We start from the raw sequence: 17,866 nt of genomic DNA, 5'->3' as shown, positions 1-17,866 counted from the left end.
TGATCCGTCGGGAGGGGGTCAGATGCGCTCGACGATGGTGGCGACGCCCATGCCGCCGCCGACGCACAGCGTGGCGAGGCCGTAGCGCTTGTCCTGGCGCTCCAGTTCGTCGACGAGGGTGCCGAGGATCATCGCGCCGGTGGCGCCGAGCGGGTGGCCGAGGGCGATCGCGCCGCCGTTGACGTTGACCTTGTCCAGGGACAGGCCCATGTCCTTCACGAAGCGCAGCACGACCGCCGCGAACGCCTCGTTGATCTCGACGAGGTCGATGTCGTCGATGGTCAGTCCGGCCTTGGCGAGGGCCTTGCGGGTGGCCGGGGCCGGGCCGGTGAGCATGATGGTGGGCTCGGAGCCCGAGACGGCGGCGGAGACGATCCGGGCGCGGGGCGCCAGGCCGTAGCGCTCGCCGACCTCCCGGGAGCCGATCGCGACGAGCGAGGCGCCGTCGACGATGCCGGAGGAGTTGCCCGCGTGGTGGACGTGGTCGATCTTCTCCACCCAGTGGTACTGCTGGAGTGCCACCGCGTCGAAGCCGCCGAGTTCACCGATGTCCGCGAAGGACGGCTTGAGCCCCGCGAGGGAGTCGGCGGTGGTGCCGGGGCGGGGGAACTCGTCGTGGTCGAGGACGACGAGGCCGCTGCGGTCCTTCACGGGGACGACGGACCTGTCGAAGCGGCCGTCCTTCATGGCGGTGGCGGCCCGCTCCTGGGAGAGGGCGGCGTATTCGTCGACGTCGCGCCGGGAGAAGCCCTCGATGGTGGCGATGAGGTCGGCGCCGATGCCCTGGGGCACGAAGTTGACCAGGAGGTTGGTCATCGGGTCGTTGAACCAGGCGCCGCCGTCGGAGGCCATCGGCACCCGGGACATGGACTCGACGCCACCCGCGAGGACGAGGTCCTCCCAGCCGGAACGGACCTTGGCGGCGGCCAGGTTGACGGCCTCCAGGCCCGAGGCACAGAAGCGGTTCTCCTGCACGCCGGCGACGGTGTCGGGCAGGCCCGCGGCGATGGCGGCGATCCGGGCGATGTCGGAGCCCTGGTCGCCGACCGGGCCGACCACGCCGAGGACGATGTCGTCGACGGCGGCCGGGTCGAGGTCCGGGAACCGGGCGCGGATCTCGTGGATGAGTCCGACGACCAGGTCGATGGGCTTGGTGCCGTGCAGGGCGCCGTTCGCCTTGCCGCGGCCGCGCGGGGTGCGGATCGCGTCATACACATACGCTTCGGTGCTCACGAGGAGGCCTTTCACTGAGGGTTGCCAAGCGCGGGGAGCAGCCCGGGGACGTCCCAGTCCCGGGCGACGTCCGTGGTGTCGGCGCCCGGCCGGGCCGGGCCGGTACGGACGGAGGTCGGGGTCGCGGAGAAGCGGGGGGCCGGGGCGGGCTGGGTGATGCCGCCGTGCTCGGTGAAGGTGCCGCGGGCGGCGAGGTGCGGGTGGTGCGGGGCCTCGCGCAGCGACAGCACGGGCGCGACGCAGGCGTCGGTGCCGTCGAAGACGGCCGTCCACTCGTCCCTGGTGCGGCTCTTGAAGCGGGCGGCGACTTCCTCGCGCAGTTCACCCCACCGGGCGACGTCCGTGCGCGCCGCGGCCCGGTCCCCGACGCCCAGGAGGGTGAGGAACTCCGCGTAGAACTGCGGCTCCAGGGCGCCGACGGCCATGTACCGGCCGTCCGCCGTCTCGTACGTGCCGTAGTACGGGCAGCCGCCGTCCAGGAGGTTGGCGCCGCGGCGGTCCTGCCAGCCGCCGGCGGCGAGCATGCCGTGGATCATCGTCGAGAGATGGGCGGTGCCGTCGACGATGGCGGCGTCCACGACCTGGCCGGTGCCGGTGGCGCGGGCGTGGTGGAGGGCGGCGAGGACGCCGACGACGAGGTAGAGGGAGCCGCCCGCGTAGTCGCCGAGCAGGTTGGCCGGGGCCGCCGGCGGCTCGTCCGGGCGGCCGATCATGCCGAGGGTGCCGGTGGGGGCGATGTACGCGATGTCGTGCCCGGCGCGCCGGGCGAGCGGGCCGTCCTGGCCCCAGCCGGTCATCCTGCCGTAGACGAGACGGGGGTTGCGGGCGTGGCAGGGCTCGGGGCCGACGCCGAGGCGCTCGGCGACGCCGGGGCGGTAGCCCTCGACGAGGATGTCGGCGCGGGCCACGAGGCCGAGCACCTGCTCGGGGCCGTCGGGGGCCTTCAGGTCGACGACCACCGAGCGCTTGTTGCGGTTGGTGACGTCGCAGGCCGGGTCGATCGCGAGTCCGGGGCCGCCCGGACGGTCCACGCGGACGACGTCGGCGCCGAGGTCGGCCAGGAGCATGGCGGCGAACGGGCCGGGTCCGATGCCGGCCAGCTCGACGACGCGCGCGCCGGAGAGCGGGCCGTGCCCTGGCGTCCTTGCCGTGGTCATCCAGCCCCCAGTGCTGTGACACATCTGATGTAACACCAGCGATGCTAAGAACGTGTTCCACTCGGCACAAGCCCTGAACGAGCAAGCGCTCAGCAATCTGCCGGACGAGGTCAGTGCCCGTCCAGCACGACTATCAGCCGCTTCGGGGCGATCTCCCGGTAGCTCTCCTCCACCCAGTCGCAGAGCACCTCGGCGGCCGGGGCGCCCTGCTCCTCCAAGGGGACGTACACCCAGCCCGCCTTGCCCAGGCCGTACCCGGCGGGCTCGGCGCCGGGGCAGGCCAGCGCGTGGGCGTGTGCCGTCTCGTCCTTGAGCTTCACCGTCACTCCCAGGGGGTAACTGCCGTCCTGGACGCCGAGGAAGACGAACACCTTCCTGTTGACCTTCGCGACGGACTCGCCCCAGGGGAACTCCTCGACGGCATCCGGCAGCCCCAGTGCGAACGCGCGCACTTTCTCCCACTTCTTCAGGGCATTCCTGGGCACGGCCATCGTGGTCCTCCGGGCTCGTCGTCGGGCTCCGCACTCCTCACGCTAGCCTCGGCCACCGACAGCGGCACGGGCTGCACGACCGAGGGGTGTCATGAGCAGGCAAAGCAGGACGGACCGTCCGTACGACATCGTGCTCTTCGGAGCGACCAGTTTCGCCGGAGCGCTCACCGCGGAGTACCTGGCCGCCCACGCCCCCGAGGGGCTGCGCTGGGCGATCGCGGGCCGCAACGCCGGGAAGCTGGAGCGGCTGCGGGAACGCCTGCCCGCCGGCACCGAGGTGGGGGTGCTGCACGCGGACGTCTCCGACCCGGCCTCGCTGCGCGACCTCGCGGACCGCGCGCGCGTGGTGGCCACGACCGTCGGCCCCTACGTGACCCACGGCGAGGAACTCGTCGCCGCCTGCGCGGACGCCGGAACCGACTACCTGGACCTGTGCGGCGAGCCGGAGTTCGTGGACCTGATGTACGTGCGGCACGACGCCCGCGCCCGGGAGACCGGGGCGCGGCTGGTGCACGCCGCCGGGTTCGACTCGGTCCCGCACGACCTCGGCGTGTACTTCACCGTGCAGCAGCTGCCTCAGGACGTGCCGCTGAGCGTCGAGGGCTTCGTGACCGCCGACGCGGCGTTCTCCGGCGGGACCTTCGCCTCGGCGCTGGGCCAGTTCGCACGGCAGCGGGAGATGGCGGCCGCGGCCCGCGACCGGCGGCGGCACGAACCGCGGCTGGTGGGCCGGCGGGCGGCGGCCCCGCTGGGCGGTCCCCGGTTCGCCAAGGAGGTCGGCGCGTGGGCGCTGCCGATGCCGACCATCGACCCCCAGATCGTGCGGCGCTCGGCGTCGGCCATCGACCGGTACGGGCCCGACTTCCGCTACCGGCAGTATGCGGCCGTCCGGCACCTGCCGGTGGCCGTCGGCGGGGTCGCGGCGGTCGGCGCACTGGTCGCGGCGGCCCAGGTGCCGCCCGCGCGGCGCTGGTTGTCGGACCGGCTGAAGCCCGGGGACGGGCCGAGCCCCGAGAAGCGGGCGAAGAGCTGGTTCTCCGTGCGCTTCGTGGGCGAGGGCGGTGGCACGCGGGTGTACACGGAGGTCTCGGGCGGGGATCCCGGCTACGACGAGACGGCGAAGATGCTCGCCGAGTCGGCCCTGTGCCTGGCGTTCGACGACCTGCCGCAGACGGCGGGCCAGGTCACGACGGCGGCGGCCATGGGCAACGCGCTGATCGACCGGCTGCGCGCGGCGGGCATCCGCTTCCGCGTCGCGTCGACCCGCTGAGGCAGCCGCGTCGGCTCGCTGAGGCTCCTACAGCGGCCACTCGGCGATGGTGTAGATCATCCCGGCGATCCAGCCGAGCCCCGCCAGCACGGCGAGGATCAGCCCTATGGTGACGGCCCGTTCGACGGTCTGGGTGGGGCCGGCAACTGGCTTGGGGGCGCGGTGCGTCGTCATGCGCCCCAGCCTGCCGACGGGGGTGGGGGCGGGCATCCGTACGGGTACTCAGAGCCGGTACTCAGTTCCGGCCGCCCGCCCGGCCCGCCCATCTCCCCCCGGCTTGAGACTTTTCGGCGTTCCGCCCCCGGTGACCGCTCGAAAAGTGCCAACAAGGAGTTCAATGAAACCCTTGAAGGTATGAGATTCCTTCTGGAAGTTTCCCTGGACGACGCGGCGTTGGCGAAGGACCCGGCGGGCGAGCTGGGCAGGATCCTCAGGTACTGGGCCGGCAATCTGCGCCACTACGCGCTCGCCCCCGGGGACCAAGCGGCGATCTACGACTCGGAGTACCGCGAGGTGGGCCGCTGGCGGGTGGACGGTCAGGACGAATAGGTCCGGCGGAGTGCCTCGCGGCACAGCGCGTCCGCCCGGCGGGTGGTCTCCGGGAGACGGTATGCGGGGGTCAGGGCGAGGGTGTGCGCGCAGGCGTTGTCCAGCGTCGTCCGGTGTCCGACGGAGACGAACACCGGCTTGACCCCGTCCCGCGTGCGCAGGGCCCGGCCGACCTCCTCGGAGCCGGCGAGGAGCGCGGAGGTACTGCCGCGCGGGGTGTCCGGGTCGTCGTAGGTGAAGGTGAACGGGTTCTTGGCGACGCCGATCGTGGGCAGGCCGGTCAGGACGCCGAGGTGGCCGGCGAGGCCGAAGCGGCGGGGGTGGGCGAGGCCGTAGCCGTCGCAGACGACCAGGCCGGGCGGGCAGGGCAGGGCGGCGAGGGCGGCGAGGACCGTGGGGATCTCACGGAAGGCGAGCAGCCCGGGCACGTAGGGGAAGGAGATCCGGCCCACGGCCGTGGCCTCGGCGACGACTTCGAGACTCGACGCGTCCAGCACGACCGCCGCAGCGGCGACGACGTCACGTTCGTCGTCGTAGGCGACGTCGACCCCGGTGACCGGGCCCGAGCCGGGCGGCGGCCCCGGTTCGCCGAGGATCACGCGGGCGCGCAGTGCGTCCTGGACGGCGCGGGCCTCGTCCTCGGTCGTGGGCCAGTCTTCGGGGATGCGTACGGTCGTCATGGTGGCCCGAGCCTACGGGCTTCCCGGCGGCGGGGCGGATGCCCGGGGGTAGGCTCCCGGGCATGTTCGTGCTGGAGCTGTCGTACACCGCCCCGCTGGAAGCCGTCGACGCCGTGCTGGAGGAGCACGTGGTCTGGCTCGACGAGCAGTACCGGCAGGGGGTCTTCCTCGCGTCCGGGCGCAAGAACCCCCGCGACGGCGGGGTGATCATCGCCGTCGCGGGGGACCGCGAGCGGATCGAGGAGATCACCGCGGAGGACCCGTTCGTCACCGCGGGCGTGTGCGCGTACCGCGTCACCGAGTTCACGGCGACGAAGACGGCGCCCGCGCTGGAGGCCTACCGGGAGACCCTCTGAAGCATCCGCCTCACTTGCCCAGTGCGCGCTGCAGCTGGCTCTTGTTCATGCTGGAACGGCCCTCGACGCCCTTGCGCTTGGCCTCCTGGTACAGCTGGTCGTAGGTGGGGCCCTGGGAGCCCTGCCCCGACCGCTGGCCACCGCGCTTGCCGGACGACATGTCCTTCGTGGAGGTGCGGCTGGCCGTCTTCGACTCGCCGGAACGGGCGCGTTCCTTGTTCACCGTCCGTGCGGCGATCTCCTTGGCGCGGCCGGTGCTCTCGCCCCGGTCCTTCGCACTTTCCTTGATGTGTTCGTACTGGCGCTCCCGCTTGGAGCTCGAACCGCGTGGCATTCTCGCTCACTTCCTTTCACGATCAGTGAACGAGTACCCACCCTGCCAACGATCAGGGCACCCCGCATGCTCAGCGCTCCAGGCGGGCAACCCGGCCCTTCTCGCCGGCCGCCCAGCACCCGTGGTCGGGAGTGCAGTCGACGGTGTCGTAGGAGCCGGTGCCGACGGTCCGCCAGGTGCGGCCCGCGTCCGTGGTGAGGTCGGTGCCGGTGGGGCCGACGGCGAGGGCGGCGGTGCGGCTGTGCGGGAGCCAGGCGACGCCGGAGCGGTAGGCGGGCGCAGGCGTGGCCGCCGGACGCCAGGTGCGGCCGCCGTCGGAGGTGCGCGCGGCGGCGCGCGGTGAGGGCTGGTCGGGCCGGTAGTCGCCGCCGACGGCGAGGCCGCGGGTGCGGTCGCGGAAGGCGAGCGCGAAGACGCCGCGGGCCGGGTCGCCCGCCGGAAGAGGCGTGTCGGTGGCCGTCCAGGTGCGTCCCCGGTCGGCGGAGTGCAGCACCCGCGCGCGTGCCGCCCCTCCGGTGGCGAGCCAGACGTCCTTCGGCCCGGACGTCACCAGGCACTGGCCGCTCGCCGCGAAACCGGCCTCGCCCTCCTGCGCGGCCGGCATGCCCTCGTCCGGCAGCACCTTCCAGGTACGACCGCCGTCGCGGGTCGACAGGATGCGGAACCTGCCGTCCACCGGGTCGCTCATCGCCAGGCCGTGGCGGTGGTCGAAGAAGGCGAGGCAGTCGTAGAAGGCCCTGGGGTCGGTGTTGCGGAAGGATTCCGTCCAGGTCGCTCCGCCGTCGTCGGTGCGGTAGACCCGGGACGCCTCGCCCTCGCCGATGGCCAGGACCACGGCCCGGCGCGCGTCGAACGCCTCGACGTCCCGGAACTGCAACTCCCCCGCGCCGGGCGGTGAGACGTTGCGCCAGGTCGCCCCGGCGTCGGTGGTGCGCAGGACGGTGCCGCCGGTCCCGGCGACCCAGGCGGTGGTCCGGCTGACTGCGGCGAGGCCCCGGAACCGTGTCTCCGGGGCCCCGGTGTCCTTGAGTTCCCAGTGCGGCACCCGGCGCTCAGGTTCGTGCGCCTGTGCCGGTACGGCGGTCAGGGCCGCCAGTGCCGTCGCGCAGGCCGCCAGCGCGGTCGCCCTGCTGCGGATTCGTCCCGTCCGTCGCGTGCTCCCCATGCGCCTCATGGCGGGGGAAGCTAGCCCACCGCCCGGGTGCCGTCCAGATGGCCTCACCGGCTCTCCGCGTGGTGCCGCGGGTGCCACAAGTGCCCTTCGTGGCACACGAGGAGAGCCACGTCACTCTGGTGCATGAACGCGGTGACAGAGGTCACTCGCATTTCGTGTGCACGGATTGGCTGATTCCGTCGTCTCTTCCAGTGCCCGGCCTCATCCGCCCGGAAGTGTCCGTCCAGCCGTCACAAGGGAGCAAGGCGTTGTCCATCGTCATCGAGCAGCCCGTGGAGGCCCGCCTCGTCGCCGCCGCGCCGCGTATGCCGAGCATTCCCGCGACGCTGCACTACGACCGGCGTGACCCGTTCGCGGTCCGCATGACCTTCCCCGCCCCGGCCACGCTGGAGGGCGTCGAGGTCTGCTGGACCTTCTCCCGCGAGCTGCTCGCCGCGGGCCAGAAGAGCGCCGAGGGCCACGGCGACGTGCGCGTGCGGCCCTACGGCTACGACCGCACGGTGCTGGAGTTCCACGCCCCCGAGGGCACGGCCGTGGTCCACGTCCGCTCCAGCGAGATCCGCCGCTTTCTGGAGGCCACGAGCGAGCTCGTGCCCGTCGGTCTCGAGCACCTCCAGCTGGATCTGGACCACGGTCTCGCCGAACTGATGCGGGACGCGTGCTGAGCTGAGGGGACTGTTCGAGAAGGGCGTTGACCTCACCGCGGGCGAGCTGGCCGGTCAGCGCCCCGTAGGTCCCCCGGTCCAGCAGCTCCGGTGTGAGGTCCTCCCCCACTGCCCTTGAGTCGTGGGAGGTGCCACCACCCAGGCGGCGATCAGGCAGGCGTATCGGTCCCTGGGGGGGGTGTCAGGGCGAGGCCGCCACCGCTGCTCCGGCCGTCACCGCCGTGCTCAGCTCGCGCAGGATCCCGCGCAGCCCGGGCGCCGCCGCCGCGGCCCGTTCGGCCAGCTCCTCGGCGCGCCGGCCGGGTGTGCTGTCGCCGAAGAGGCCGGCCGCGGCGGCGAGGACGGCGAGCGCGGCGTCCCGCTCGGAGATCCCGGCGACCGGCAGCGGCCCGCGAAGGACCTGCCGGGTCTCCTCCCGGAGCACCTCCACGGCTGCCCTGCGCTCCAACGCGTACTCCACGGACGGGAACACGCCGAGGACCCGTCTCTTCTCCGCCCGCAGACACCCCTCGGCCACCAGTTGCTCCCGTACGGCGTCGAGGGTCACCCGTGCGCGCAGCGTCACCCAGGTCCGCCAGGGGTGGGGACACGACTCGCGGACGAGTTCGAGCAGCCCGTCGAGGACCGCGTCCCCCGTGCCCGTGTCCAGGTCGGCCGGTGTGACGATGCCGTCGTCGTCGGTGAGCAGCCCGCGACGGGCCAGCTCGACGAGGGCGCCGGCCCGGACCGGTCCGGGCCGGTGGGCGGTGCCGTCGGCCGCCGGCCGCGCGGTGTCCCAGGTCAGCAGGCAGAGCCGGGCCGGCAGCGTGAGCGGGCCGTGGGGCACGGGGCCTCCTCGGTGCGGGGAGATCGGGTTCCACGTTAATCCGTTGACAGCCTCAGAGCGCCCTCGTACGGTTTGTAGCGCCCCTGTTGCCGCCGATTGGAGAAGGACGTTGCTCGTCTGAGGTCCTGAGACACCGCGTCACACCCGACTGGTGTGCGCTGCGTGCGACCTCGGCGTTCGAGCCGTCCTTTGGTGCGGGGCATTTTTCCTGTCCGTGGTGTGCCATGGAGCCTCCCCCCCCTGGTCGCAGGTGTCTCGACACGCGTTTGCCCCCGACCGCTTCGAGCAACCGCGAGTGAGGCCCCATGTCTGCTTCCATCACCGTGACATCCCTTTCGTTCACCTGGCCCGACGGCAGCCCCGTCTTCGAGGGCCTGGACGTCGCCTTCGGCCCCGGCCGGACCGGCCTGATCGGCGTCAACGGTTCCGGAAAATCCACCCTGTTGAGGCTGGTCGCCGGTGAACTCGCACCGGCCGACGGCACCGTCCGCGTGGCCGGCGAGGTCGGCTACCTCCCGCAGAACGTCACGCTCGACACCGCCCTGCGCGTGGACGAGGCCCTCGGCATCGCCGGACAGCGCGCCGCCCTGCACGCCATCGAGGCCGGTGACGTCTCCGAGAGGCACTTCGAGACCGTCGGCGACGACTGGGACGTCGAGGAACGCGCCCTCGCCACCCTCGGCGAACTCGGGCTCGGACACGTCGAGCTGGACCGCACGATCGGTGAGGTGTCGGGCGGCGAGTCGGTGCTGCTGCGCCTGGCCGCCCTGCTGCTGCGCCGTCCCGACGTACTGCTGCTGGACGAGCCGACCAACAACCTCGACCTGTACGCCCGCAAGAGGCTGTACGCGGCCGTCCAGTCCTGGCCGGGCGTGATGGTCGTCGTCAGCCACGACCGTGAACTGCTGGACCTCGTCGACCAGATCGCCGATCTGCGCTCCGGCCGGGTCACCTGGTACGGCGGCAACTACTCCGTCTACGAGGAGGCCCTGGAGATCGAGCAGGAGGCGGCCGAGCGCATGGTGCGCGTCGCCGAGGCCGACTTCCGCAAGCAGAAACGCGAACTGACCGACGCCCAGGTCAAGCTGGCCCGCCGCAAGCGGTACGGGCAGAAGATGTGGGATCAGAAGCGCGAGCCGAAGATCGTCATGGGGGCACGCAAGCGCGCGGCACAGGAGTCCGCGGGCAAGCACCGCATCATGCACGAGGAGAAGCTCGCCGAGGCCAAGGAGCGGCTGGACGACGCGGTGGAGGCGGTCCGGGACGACGACGAGATCCGCGTCGATCTCCCCTATACGGCCGTGCCGCCGGGCCGTACCGTCCTCACGCTTCAGGATCTCGGGCTCCGCTACGGCGCCCGGGTGAAGGGCGGCCTGGAGCTGCGCGGCCCCGAGCGGGTCGCGCTGATCGGGCGCAACGGCGCGGGCAAGACCACCCTGCTGCGCACGATCGCCGGGGAGCTCGCCCCCGAGGCGGGCGAGGTACGGGCGCACGTCCCGCTGCGGTTCCTGCCGCAGCGGCTCGACGTCCTCGACGGCGAGCGGACCGTCGCCGAGAACGTGGCCCGGTACGCGCCGGGCGCCACCAACAACCGGGTCAGGGCGCGGCTGGCGCGCTTCCTGTTCCGGGGCGCCCGCGCCGACCAGAAGGCGGCGACGCTGTCCGGCGGCGAACGCTTCCGGGCGGCGCTGGCCGCGCTGATGCTGGCGGAGCCCGCGCCGCAGTTGCTCATGCTGGACGAGCCGACCAACAGTCTCGACATGGCGAGCGTCCGGCAGCTCACCACGGCCCTGGAGTCGTACGAGGGGGCGCTGGTCGTGGCCAGTCACGACCTGCCGTTCCTGGAGTCGGTCGGCATCACGCGCTGGCTGTTGCTGGAGGAGGGAGAACTGCGGGAAATCACGCCAGAGGCTGTCTGGTTTTCCGCCTAGCGTCGGTGGCATGACCGACTTCGCACACGATGCCATCACCCTGACCGGAGCACGCGAGAACAACCTCAAGGACGTCACCCTGCGCATCCCGAAAGGCCGGCTGACCGTGTTCACCGGCGTTTCGGGGTCGGGGAAGTCGTCCGTCGTCTTCGACACGATCGCGGTGGAGTCGCAGCGCCAGCTGAACGAGACGTATCCGTGGTTCGTCCGCAACCGGCTGCCCAAGTTCGAGCGGCCGCACGCGGACGGCCTGGAGGACCTCACCCCGGCCATCGTCGTCGACCAGCGGCAGGTCGGCGGCCACTCCCGGTCCACCGTCGGCACCATGACCGACGTCTACTCGGTGATCCGGGTGCTGTTCTCCCGGCACGGCACCCCGAGCGCCGGACCGGCGACGGCCTACTCGTTCAACGACCCGTCGGGCATGTGCCCCGGGTGCGACGGCCTCGGCCGGGCGGTACGGCCCGACTGGGACCGCATCCTGGACCCGGACCGTTCCCTCGCCGAGGGGGCGGTCCGCTTCCCGCCCTTCGCCGCCGGGACCTGGCAGGGTCAGACGTACACCAACAGCGCCGACCTCGACCCGGACAAGCCGGTGGGACGCTTCACGGCCGCCGAGCGGGAGTTCCTGATGCGCGGGCGGCCCGGCAGCAAGGTCACCGTCAGCGGCACGGGCGGTACCTGGGTCACGGAGTACGAGGGGCTGGCCGTCCGCTTCGAACGGCTGTACCTGAAGCGGGACCTGTCGGCCATGAGCCAGAAGACCCGGGAGCTGGTGAGCGCGTTCCTGGTGGAGGACACCTGCCCGGACTGCCGCGGAGCACGTCTGAACGCGGCGGCCCTGGCAACGAGGATCAACGGCCATTCGATCGCCGACTGCACCCGTATGCAGGTCACCGACCTGATCGCCGTGCTGAAGGAGATCGACGACGCGGTGGCGGGGCCGGTCGCCTCGGCCGCCGTGGCCGCGCTGGAGCGCATCGAGGCGATCGGCCTCGGCTACCTCAGTCTCGACCGGGAGACGGCCACGCTGAGCGGCGGGGAGGGGCAGCGGCTGAAGACGGTGCGGCACCTCGGCTCCAGCCTGACCGGCATGACGTACATCTTCGACGAGCCGAGCGTCGGTCTGCACCCGCGTGACGTGGGCCGTCTCGGCGACCTGCTGCTGAGGCTGCGCGACAAGGGCAACACGGTGCTGGTCGTCGAACACGACCCCGACGTCATCGCGCTGGCCGACCACGTCGTCGACATGGGCCCGGGCGCCGGAGCCGGGGGCGGAACGGTGGTGTTCGAGGGGACGCCGGAGGAGCTGGCCGTGTCCGGCACGCTCACCGGGCGCTGCCTGCGCACGCGCACGGCGGTCAAGGACGAGGTACGGAACCCCGTCGGCGAACTGTGGGTCAAGGGCGCGGACCGGCACAACCTGCGGGACGTGACCGTGCGGTTCCCGGCCGGGGTGCTCACGGCGGTGACCGGCGTCGCGGGGTCGGGGAAGAGCACCCTGGTCCGGGAGTTCACCGCGGCGCACGAGGAGGCCGTGGTCGTCGACCAGTCGTCGATCGGCATCTCGGGCCGCTCCACCCCGGCGACGTACCTGGGGATCATGGACACGGTCCGGAAGATCTTCGCCCGGGAGACGGGGGCCGGGGCGGGCCTGTTCAGCTTCAACTCCGGCGGGGCCTGCGGCACCTGCGAGGGGCGGGGCGTCATCCACACCGACCTCGCCTTCATGGACCCCGTGACGACGACCTGCCACGAGTGCGAGGGACGGCGCTTCAAGGAGGAGGTGCTGCGGCTGACCGTGCGGGGCAGGTCCGTGGCCGACGTCCTGGGGATGACGGCCGAGCAGGCACTCGGCTTCTTCGACGACACGGGTGTGCGGCGCCGGCTGCGCGCCCTGGCGGACGTCGGGCTGACCTACCTCACTCTCGGCCAGCCCCTCTCCACGCTCTCCGGCGGCGAGCGGCAGCGCATCAAGCTGGCCACGCGACTGCACCGGACGGGCGCGGTCTACGTGCTCGACGAGCCGACGACCGGCCTGCACATGGCGGACGTGGAGGGCCTCGTCACCCTGCTGGACCGGCTGGTCGACGCGGGCAACACGGTCGTCGTCGTCGAGCACAACCTCGATGTGATCGCCCGCGCCGACTGGGTGATCGACCTCGGCCCGGACGGCGGCCGGGACGGCGGGGAGATCGTCTTCGAGGGGACGCCCCGGCAGCTTCTGGAAGCGCGGGGCTCTTTCACCGGGGAGCATCTGCGGCGGGCGGTCCGCCGGGAGGTCATCGTGCCGGTGTGAGCTCCCCGGTGAGCGCTACGCCCGAGTGAGCACTGTCGCTGACGACGGCGAGCCGGGGCCTCGCGGTCCGGGCTGCCACTGCCCGCCGACCAGGGGAAGGAGGGCGATGTTGGGCGTCCGTCCCCTGGTCCAGTCGAGACGCCCTGGCGATGGTGTCGAGACGGGTGCCGGCGAGGGCCTGCGCGACGGACGCCCGGTCGGTGGGGTCGTCCGCGGTGGAAAGGGCGTGGTGGGCCTCTCCAGGAGGGCATGGGCCAGACCCAGCGGCTGGAGCCAAGCGGCACCGGTGTCCTGCCGTTAGGCGCGGGCGAGCTCGGCACACGTGGTGCCGTCCCGTCCGGAGCGGTAGGGGTGGCCGGGACTCCAGTAGACCAGCGTCGCCACGCGGGCGTCCGCCAGTTCGCCGTGGACGGCCGGGGCGGGGGTGGTGCGGGTGTGCGGGTAGGTCAGCCGGCGCGAGCAGGTGATCAGCCGCGGACGCAGCCCCGCCTCGCGGGCGTGGCGGTGGAAGAGGGCGAGGCCGGTGGCGGTGGCGGCGCTGGTGATCAGGTCGGCGCCGTGTCCCGCATCCGCTCGGCCTGCGCCTGGAAGCCGTCGGCCGGTTCTCCGCAGGCGCCGAGATCGACGAGCGCGTGCCCCCGCGCGGACCTCACCGGCGCGAAGCCGTAGCGCTCGTGAAGCAGCAGACCATCCTGCAGGTCGTCGTTCCAGAGGCATCCGACGGCGCCCGCTCCGCCGGCCGGCTCCCACAGGTCCGCGAAGACGGCGGCGATGTCGTCCAGCCCCCACGCGAAGTGGTAGGTCCAGCGGAAGCGGTGCGCGGCCTCGGCCCCGCGCGTGTGGACGTGCGCCTGCCAGGGGGGCGTCGTCGACACACAGGGGACCCCGGCCTCCTCGCAGGCCGCGGTCACGGCGGGCAGCGCCCGAGTGCCGGCCATGGTGAGCACGAGGTGGGCGCCGCCGGCATCGGCCAGGTCCCGCACGGCCTGCCGGGTCGCGTCGGGATCCTTGACCCGCGACCCCGACACGGATGACTACCTGATCGAGTGCCTGCGCCCGGACGAGCTGGAGAAAGCTGCCGGTGGGGTGACGCCGGCCCAGCGGCAGGGCGCGGAGGAGGCCAGGTCGGTGGGGTGACGCCGGCGCGGCGGCAGAGCTGTGACCGACCGGCGCCCGGCGCCTGCCGACGGAGGCACAGCACCTGCAACCGGCCGCGACCGGAGCGGCCGCTCACCCACCCAGGGCTGTCCTCTCCCCCGTTCGCCCTGCATGATGGTCGGCCGACGCCCGATGGGTTCCGGCCGGTCCCAAAGGCCCCGTCGGTGCGGTCCAGACACGTCCATCCGATACGGAGTCACGCTCGTGCCCAGCAAGAAGGCCCTCGTCCGCCGCCCCAGCCCGCGTCTCGCCGAGGGGCTGGTGACCCACATCGAACGGCAGAAGGTCGACGTCGACCTCGCCGTAGAGCAGTGGGAGGCGTACGTGGAGGCCCTGCGCACGCACGGCTGGGAGACCATCGAGGTGGACCCGGCCGACGACTGCCCGGACTCGGTGTTCGTCGAGGACACGGTCGTGATGTACCGGAACGTCGCGCTGATCACCCGCCCGGGCGCCGACTCCCGGCGTGCGGAGACCTCCGGGGTCGAGGAGGCCGTGGCCGGTCTTGGCTGCTCGGTGAACTGGATCTGGGACCCGGGCACGCTGGAGGGCGGCGACGTCCTGAAGATCGGCGACACGGTCTACGTGGGCCGGGGCGGGCGCACCAACGCCGCCGGCGTCCAGCAGGTGCGCGCCGCGTTCGAGCCGCTCGGCGCCCGGGTCGTCTCCGCGCCGGTGAGCAAGGTGCTGCATCTGAAGTCGGCGGTCACGGCGCTGCCGGACGGTACGGTCATCGGGCACATCCCGAAGATGGACACGCCCTCACTGTTCGCGCGCTTCCTGCCCGTCCCCGAGGAGGCGGGATCCCACGTCGTCCTGCTCGGCGGGGACAAGCTGCTGATGGCGGCGAGCGCGCCGAAGACAGCCGAGCTGTTCGCCGACCTCGGGTACGAACCGGTCGTCGTGGACATCAGCGAGTTCGAGAAGCTCGAAGGATGTGTGACGTGCCTCTCGGTGCGGCTGCGGGAGCTCTACGCCTGACCGGACTGCCTCATTCCCCCCTCCGGTCCCCCGACCTGCAGCGCCTGGGGTGGGTGACGCGCGTACGAGCGACCCCGCAGATCAGTGGCCCTTACGGCCCGCTTAACCTACGGCCTCGTAACCTACGGCAACGTAGCCTACGATGCCGTAGGTTCCCTGCACACCGCTCATACGTTTGTCCCCTGGAGAGTCCATGACGATCACCACTCCCCACCTCGGCAGCCCGGCCGGCGCCTGGACCGACGCTCAGCTGCTGTACGCCCTGGAGGAAGTGGTCGAGAAGGAACTCAACCGGCATCTGAAGGTCGCCAAGGACTGGATGCCGCACGAGTACGTGCCGTGGAGCGACGGGCGCAACTTCCCCGGCGTCTTCGAGGACGGCGAGGCCTGGGACAAGGAGCAGTCCAAGGTCACCGAGATCGGCCGCATCGCGCTCGTCGTCAACCTTCTCACCGAGGACAACCTGCCCAGCTACCACCACGAGATCGCCTCGCTGTTCGGCCGCGACGGCGCCTGGGGCACCTGGGTGCACCGCTGGACCGCCGAGGAGGGCCGGCACGGCATCGTGATGCGCGACTACCTGCTCACCTCGCGCGCGGTGGACCCGGACAAGCTGGAAGAGTTCCGGATGTCCCACATGAGCGAGGGCTTCGAGTCGGACAACCGGCACTCGATGCTGCACTCGGTCGCCTACGTGGCCTTCCAGGAGCTCGCGACCCGCGTCTCGCACCGCAACACCGGCCACCAGTCCGGGGACCCGGTCTGCGACCGCATGCTGGCCCGCATCGCCACCGACGAGAACCTGCACATGGTCTTCTACCGGAACCTGCTGAAGGCGGCCTTCGAGCTGGCGCCCGACCTGACCATGATGGCCGTGCGCGACGTCATCGTGAACTTCCGGATGCCCGGTCACGGCATGCCCGGCTTCGAGCGGGCCGCGGCGCAGATGGCGATCGGCGAGATCTACAACATGCGCATCCACCACGACGACGTACTCCAGCCGGTGCTGCGCTTCCTGAAGATCATGGAGATCGACGGCCTGGGCCCCGAGGGCCGCAAGGCGCAGGAGGAGCTCGGTCTGTTCATGGGCGGTCTGGACTCCGAGGCGTCGAAGTTCGACGAGAAGCTGGCCGCCCGCAAGGCCCGCATGGCGGCCCGGGCCGGCGCCTGACACCGCCCCGCACCCACTCCACGAGGCCCCCCGGCCGCCACGAGCGGCCGGGGGCCTCGTGCGTACCGGCAGCGGTTCCGAGACGAACCGGAAGGTGCCCGCCCCCCGTGGCCCCTACCGCGACACCCGCCGCAGCTCCAGCCGCTCCTTCTCCGAGAGACCGCCCCAGACGCCGAAGCGCTCGTCGTTGTCCAGCGCGTACGCGAGGCACGCCGCACGGATCGGGCACATACCGCAGATCCGCTTCGCCTCCCGCACCGAGCTGCCCGGTTCGGGGAAGAAGAAGTCCGCCCCCGTCTGCGCGCACAACGCCTCTTGCTGCCATTCGAGTTCGGGCGAGGTGATCGTGTCGATGTGCATGACCGGAAGCGTTGCGGGCGGTGAAAAACGTTCGATCAACGCGGGATCAACACCGCGTTCCCAGCCCTCCCGGCCGCTTCGATGGTGGCCCTCGGGACCGGCCGGCGCACGGCGGCGCGCGGAAACACCGCGCAAGCCGCCGCGGGCGGTGTTCCGGCGGCGGATGTCACCCGGCGGTGAAAGACTCGGCAGTGCGGACGACGGGCCCCTGCGCGAGGAGGGCGACGATGCTCACCACCCGTTACGTCACCGGCGCTCCGAACTGGATCGACCTCGGCACTCCCGACATCGACGGCGCCGCCGCCTTCTACGGCGGACTGTTCGACTGGCGGTTCCAGCCGGGCGGCCCGGAGGTCGGAGGGTACGGCCTCTTCCAGCTCGGCGGCAGGACGGCCGCAGGGGGCATGCAGACCACCGCCGAGCAGGGCCCGCCGTCCTGGACGGTGTACTTCCAGGCGCCGGACGCGGACGCCACGGCGCGTGCGGCCGAGCAGGCGCGCGGCTCGGTGGCGGTGCAGCCGATGGACGTCCAGGACCTGGGCCGGATGGCGATCCTCGCCGACCGGGCGGGAGTGACCTTCGGCCTGTGGCAGCCGGGGCGCCACAAGGGTCTTGAGGTGGTCCAGGAGCCCGGCTCACTGTGCTGGGTCGAGCTGTACACGGCGGACGTCCCGGCCGCGGCCGCCTTCTACCACTCCGTGCTGGGTCTGGAGACCTTCGGCGCCGACTTCGGCGGCGGCACGTACACCGCGTTCAGCCCCGCGGGGCAGAGCGAGGACGCCATGTTCGGCGGCGTCGTCCCGCTGGCCGACGACCCGGCCGAGGAGGAGGCGTACTGGCTGCCGTACTTCGAGGCCGCCGACCCGGACGCCATCGTCGCCCGGGCCGTGGAACTGGGCGGTACGGTCCGCCTCCCCGCCACGGACCTGCCGTCCGTCGGCCGCCTGGCGAAACTCGCCGACCCGTACGGCGCCCGCTTCGCGGTGATCCGCAGCGAGCCGCAGCAGGGGTAGGACGGGCCCGGGCCCTCACGAAGAGCGGCGCGCCCTGCGTCGCACCTCGGCGTTCCGTGTCCGGCTACCCCGCACTCACCGCTTCACCGCGCGGCCGGGCCGATAAGGAGGCCATCGCGCTGCCCTCCTCGGCGGTGGTGGTGCGGCCATCCCCGGGAGAAGCGGCGCAACGGGTTCACCACGCCCGCCGGCACGGGCGCTCCCGTTCAGAGAGCCCC

At 72.3% G+C, this 17,866-nt stretch carries 19 protein-coding genes; 9 read left to right on the top strand and 10 right to left on the bottom strand.

The window, feature by feature from the left end; translation table 11 throughout:
• Positions 1-18 precede the first annotated feature (18 nt).
• The 3 genes from GTY56_RS06185 to GTY56_RS06175 all read right to left on the bottom strand — a co-directional run bounded on the left by GTY56_RS06185 (position 19) and on the right by GTY56_RS06175 (position 2,881).
• Positions 19-1,233, bottom strand: a complete 1,215-nt coding sequence (locus GTY56_RS06185) for an acetyl-CoA C-acetyltransferase (RefSeq protein ID WP_161363265.1) — start codon at positions 1,231-1,233, stop codon at positions 19-21.
• Positions 1,234-1,244: 11 nt separating this feature from the next.
• Positions 1,245-2,390, bottom strand: a complete 1,146-nt coding sequence (locus GTY56_RS06180) for a CaiB/BaiF CoA transferase family protein (protein WP_161363263.1) — start codon at positions 2,388-2,390, stop codon at positions 1,245-1,247.
• A gap of 110 nt (positions 2,391-2,500) precedes the next feature.
• A complete protein-coding gene (locus GTY56_RS06175; protein ID WP_161363261.1) occupies positions 2,501-2,881 on the bottom strand; it encodes an MmcQ/YjbR family DNA-binding protein in 381 nt (126 codons plus the stop codon).
• A gap of 91 nt (positions 2,882-2,972) precedes the next feature.
• Between GTY56_RS06175 and GTY56_RS06170 the strand changes: the two genes are divergently transcribed.
• On the top strand, positions 2,973-4,151 hold the full coding sequence (locus GTY56_RS06170) for a saccharopine dehydrogenase family protein (protein WP_161363259.1): 1,179 nt from the start codon (positions 2,973-2,975) through the stop codon (positions 4,149-4,151).
• 27 nt (positions 4,152-4,178) lie between these two features.
• Here GTY56_RS06170 and mmpA read toward each other — a convergent pair whose 3' ends face one another.
• Entirely contained in the window at positions 4,179-4,325 is a 147-nt protein-coding gene (mmpA, locus tag GTY56_RS06165) for a morphogenic membrane protein MmpA (RefSeq protein WP_010042861.1), read from the bottom strand.
• A 180-nt stretch (positions 4,326-4,505) separates the two neighbouring features.
• Between mmpA and GTY56_RS06160 the strand changes: the two genes are divergently transcribed.
• The gene (locus tag GTY56_RS06160) at positions 4,506-4,700 is read left to right on the top strand and encodes a hypothetical protein (RefSeq protein ID WP_161363255.1); all 195 of its coding nucleotides are present in this window, start codon (positions 4,506-4,508) and stop codon (positions 4,698-4,700) included.
• Here GTY56_RS06160 and GTY56_RS06155 read toward each other — a convergent pair.
• The gene (locus GTY56_RS06155; RefSeq protein WP_161363254.1) at positions 4,688-5,380 is read right to left on the bottom strand and encodes an endonuclease V; all 693 of its coding nucleotides are present in this window, start codon (positions 5,378-5,380) and stop codon (positions 4,688-4,690) included. The two genes, GTY56_RS06160 and GTY56_RS06155, sit on opposite strands and share 13 nt — an antisense overlap.
• Before the next feature lie 62 nt (positions 5,381-5,442).
• On the opposite strand from GTY56_RS06155, the gene GTY56_RS06150 reads away from it, so the two are divergent.
• The gene (locus GTY56_RS06150) at positions 5,443-5,736 is read left to right on the top strand and encodes a YciI family protein (protein ID WP_161363252.1); all 294 of its coding nucleotides are present in this window, start codon (positions 5,443-5,445) and stop codon (positions 5,734-5,736) included.
• Positions 5,737-5,746: 10 nt separating this feature from the next.
• On the opposite strand, the gene GTY56_RS06145 is transcribed toward GTY56_RS06150, so the two are convergent.
• Complete coding sequence (locus GTY56_RS06145) at positions 5,747-6,070, bottom strand: hypothetical protein (RefSeq protein ID WP_062930312.1); 324 nt, start codon at positions 6,068-6,070, stop codon at positions 5,747-5,749.
• Positions 6,071-6,140: 70 nt separating this feature from the next.
• Positions 6,141-7,235 (bottom strand): WD40/YVTN/BNR-like repeat-containing protein, encoded by a 1,095-nt coding sequence (locus tag GTY56_RS06140; protein ID WP_161363250.1) that lies wholly within the window; start codon positions 7,233-7,235, stop codon positions 6,141-6,143.
• Positions 7,236-7,492: 257 nt separating this feature from the next.
• Here GTY56_RS06140 and ssgD point away from each other — a divergent pair, with 257 nt between their 5' ends.
• The gene (gene ssgD / locus GTY56_RS06135) at positions 7,493-7,909 is read left to right on the top strand and encodes a spore wall synthesis regulator SsgD (RefSeq protein ID WP_053674905.1); all 417 of its coding nucleotides are present in this window, start codon (positions 7,493-7,495) and stop codon (positions 7,907-7,909) included.
• A gap of 181 nt (positions 7,910-8,090) precedes the next feature.
• Here the strand turns inward: ssgD and GTY56_RS06130 are convergent, their stop codons facing one another.
• Complete coding sequence (locus GTY56_RS06130) at positions 8,091-8,735, bottom strand: GPP34 family phosphoprotein (protein WP_161363248.1); 645 nt, start codon at positions 8,733-8,735, stop codon at positions 8,091-8,093.
• 305 nt (positions 8,736-9,040) lie between these two features.
• Between GTY56_RS06130 and GTY56_RS06125 the strand changes: the two genes are divergently transcribed.
• Both GTY56_RS06125 and GTY56_RS06120 read left to right on the top strand, forming a co-directional pair.
• Complete coding sequence (locus tag GTY56_RS06125; protein WP_161363247.1) at positions 9,041-10,666, top strand: ABC-F family ATP-binding cassette domain-containing protein; 1,626 nt, start codon at positions 9,041-9,043, stop codon at positions 10,664-10,666.
• A 10-nt stretch (positions 10,667-10,676) separates the two neighbouring features.
• A complete protein-coding gene (locus GTY56_RS06120) occupies positions 10,677-12,965 on the top strand; it encodes an ATP-binding cassette domain-containing protein (RefSeq protein ID WP_161363245.1) in 2,289 nt (762 codons plus the stop codon).
• A gap of 545 nt (positions 12,966-13,510) precedes the next feature.
• Here GTY56_RS06120 and GTY56_RS40370 read toward each other — a convergent pair.
• On the bottom strand, positions 13,511-13,993 hold the full coding sequence (locus GTY56_RS40370) for a type 1 periplasmic-binding domain-containing protein (RefSeq protein WP_237524402.1): 483 nt from the start codon (positions 13,991-13,993) through the stop codon (positions 13,511-13,513).
• Between the two features lie 334 nt (positions 13,994-14,327).
• Here GTY56_RS40370 and ddaH point away from each other — a divergent pair, with 334 nt between their 5' ends.
• Together ddaH and GTY56_RS06105 are read left to right on the top strand one after the other, a co-directional pair.
• A complete protein-coding gene (gene ddaH, locus GTY56_RS06110; protein ID WP_161363243.1) occupies positions 14,328-15,104 on the top strand; it encodes a dimethylargininase in 777 nt (258 codons plus the stop codon).
• 193 nt (positions 15,105-15,297) lie between these two features.
• Positions 15,298-16,275 (top strand): acyl-ACP desaturase, encoded by a 978-nt coding sequence (locus GTY56_RS06105; RefSeq protein ID WP_161363240.1) that lies wholly within the window; start codon positions 15,298-15,300, stop codon positions 16,273-16,275.
• A gap of 114 nt (positions 16,276-16,389) precedes the next feature.
• Here the strand turns inward: GTY56_RS06105 and GTY56_RS06100 are convergent, their stop codons facing one another.
• Positions 16,390-16,635 carry a WhiB family transcriptional regulator gene (locus GTY56_RS06100; RefSeq protein ID WP_180989751.1) on the bottom strand — a complete coding sequence of 82 codons (246 nt, stop codon included), beginning with the start codon at positions 16,633-16,635 and terminating at the stop codon, positions 16,390-16,392.
• Positions 16,636-16,862: 227 nt separating this feature from the next.
• On the opposite strand from GTY56_RS06100, the gene GTY56_RS06095 reads away from it, so the two are divergent.
• Complete coding sequence (locus tag GTY56_RS06095; RefSeq protein ID WP_161363238.1) at positions 16,863-17,648, top strand: VOC family protein; 786 nt, start codon at positions 16,863-16,865, stop codon at positions 17,646-17,648.
• The last annotated feature ends 218 nt before the right edge of the window (positions 17,649-17,866 follow it).

It is taken from the genome of Streptomyces sp. SID5643, assembly GCF_009872555.1.
Classification (GTDB): Bacteria; Actinomycetota; Actinomycetes; order Streptomycetales; family Streptomycetaceae; genus Streptomyces; species Streptomyces iakyrus.
This window is presented reverse-complemented; position numbering and strand designations above follow the sequence as displayed.

Excerpts from the sequence above, each read along its gene's own strand:
- GTY56_RS06180 (WP_161363263.1), bottom strand. The coding sequence starts at position 2,390 with ATGACCACGGCAAGGACGCCAGGGCACGGCCCGCTCTCCGGCGCGCGC.
- GTY56_RS06175 (WP_161363261.1), bottom strand. The coding sequence starts at position 2,881 with ATGGCCGTGCCCAGGAATGCCCTGAAGAAGTGGGAGAAAGTGCGCGCG.
- GTY56_RS06170 (WP_161363259.1), top strand. The coding sequence starts at position 2,973 with ATGAGCAGGCAAAGCAGGACGGACCGTCCGTACGACATCGTGCTCTTC.
- mmpA (WP_010042861.1), bottom strand. The coding sequence starts at position 4,325 with ATGACGACGCACCGCGCCCCCAAGCCAGTTGCCGGCCCCACCCAGACC.
- GTY56_RS06160 (WP_161363255.1), top strand. The coding sequence starts at position 4,506 with ATGAGATTCCTTCTGGAAGTTTCCCTGGACGACGCGGCGTTGGCGAAG.
- GTY56_RS06155 (WP_161363254.1), bottom strand. The coding sequence starts at position 5,380 with ATGACGACCGTACGCATCCCCGAAGACTGGCCCACGACCGAGGACGAG.
- GTY56_RS06150 (WP_161363252.1), top strand. The coding sequence starts at position 5,443 with ATGTTCGTGCTGGAGCTGTCGTACACCGCCCCGCTGGAAGCCGTCGAC.
- GTY56_RS06145 (WP_062930312.1), bottom strand. The coding sequence starts at position 6,070 with ATGCCACGCGGTTCGAGCTCCAAGCGGGAGCGCCAGTACGAACACATC.
- GTY56_RS06140 (WP_161363250.1), bottom strand. The coding sequence starts at position 7,235 with ATGGGGAGCACGCGACGGACGGGACGAATCCGCAGCAGGGCGACCGCG.
- GTY56_RS06125 (WP_161363247.1), top strand. The coding sequence starts at position 9,041 with ATGTCTGCTTCCATCACCGTGACATCCCTTTCGTTCACCTGGCCCGAC.
- GTY56_RS06120 (WP_161363245.1), top strand. The coding sequence starts at position 10,677 with ATGACCGACTTCGCACACGATGCCATCACCCTGACCGGAGCACGCGAG.
- GTY56_RS06105 (WP_161363240.1), top strand. The coding sequence starts at position 15,298 with ATGACGATCACCACTCCCCACCTCGGCAGCCCGGCCGGCGCCTGGACC.
- GTY56_RS06100 (WP_180989751.1), bottom strand. The coding sequence starts at position 16,635 with ATGCACATCGACACGATCACCTCGCCCGAACTCGAATGGCAGCAAGAG.
- GTY56_RS06095 (WP_161363238.1), top strand. The coding sequence starts at position 16,863 with ATGCTCACCACCCGTTACGTCACCGGCGCTCCGAACTGGATCGACCTC.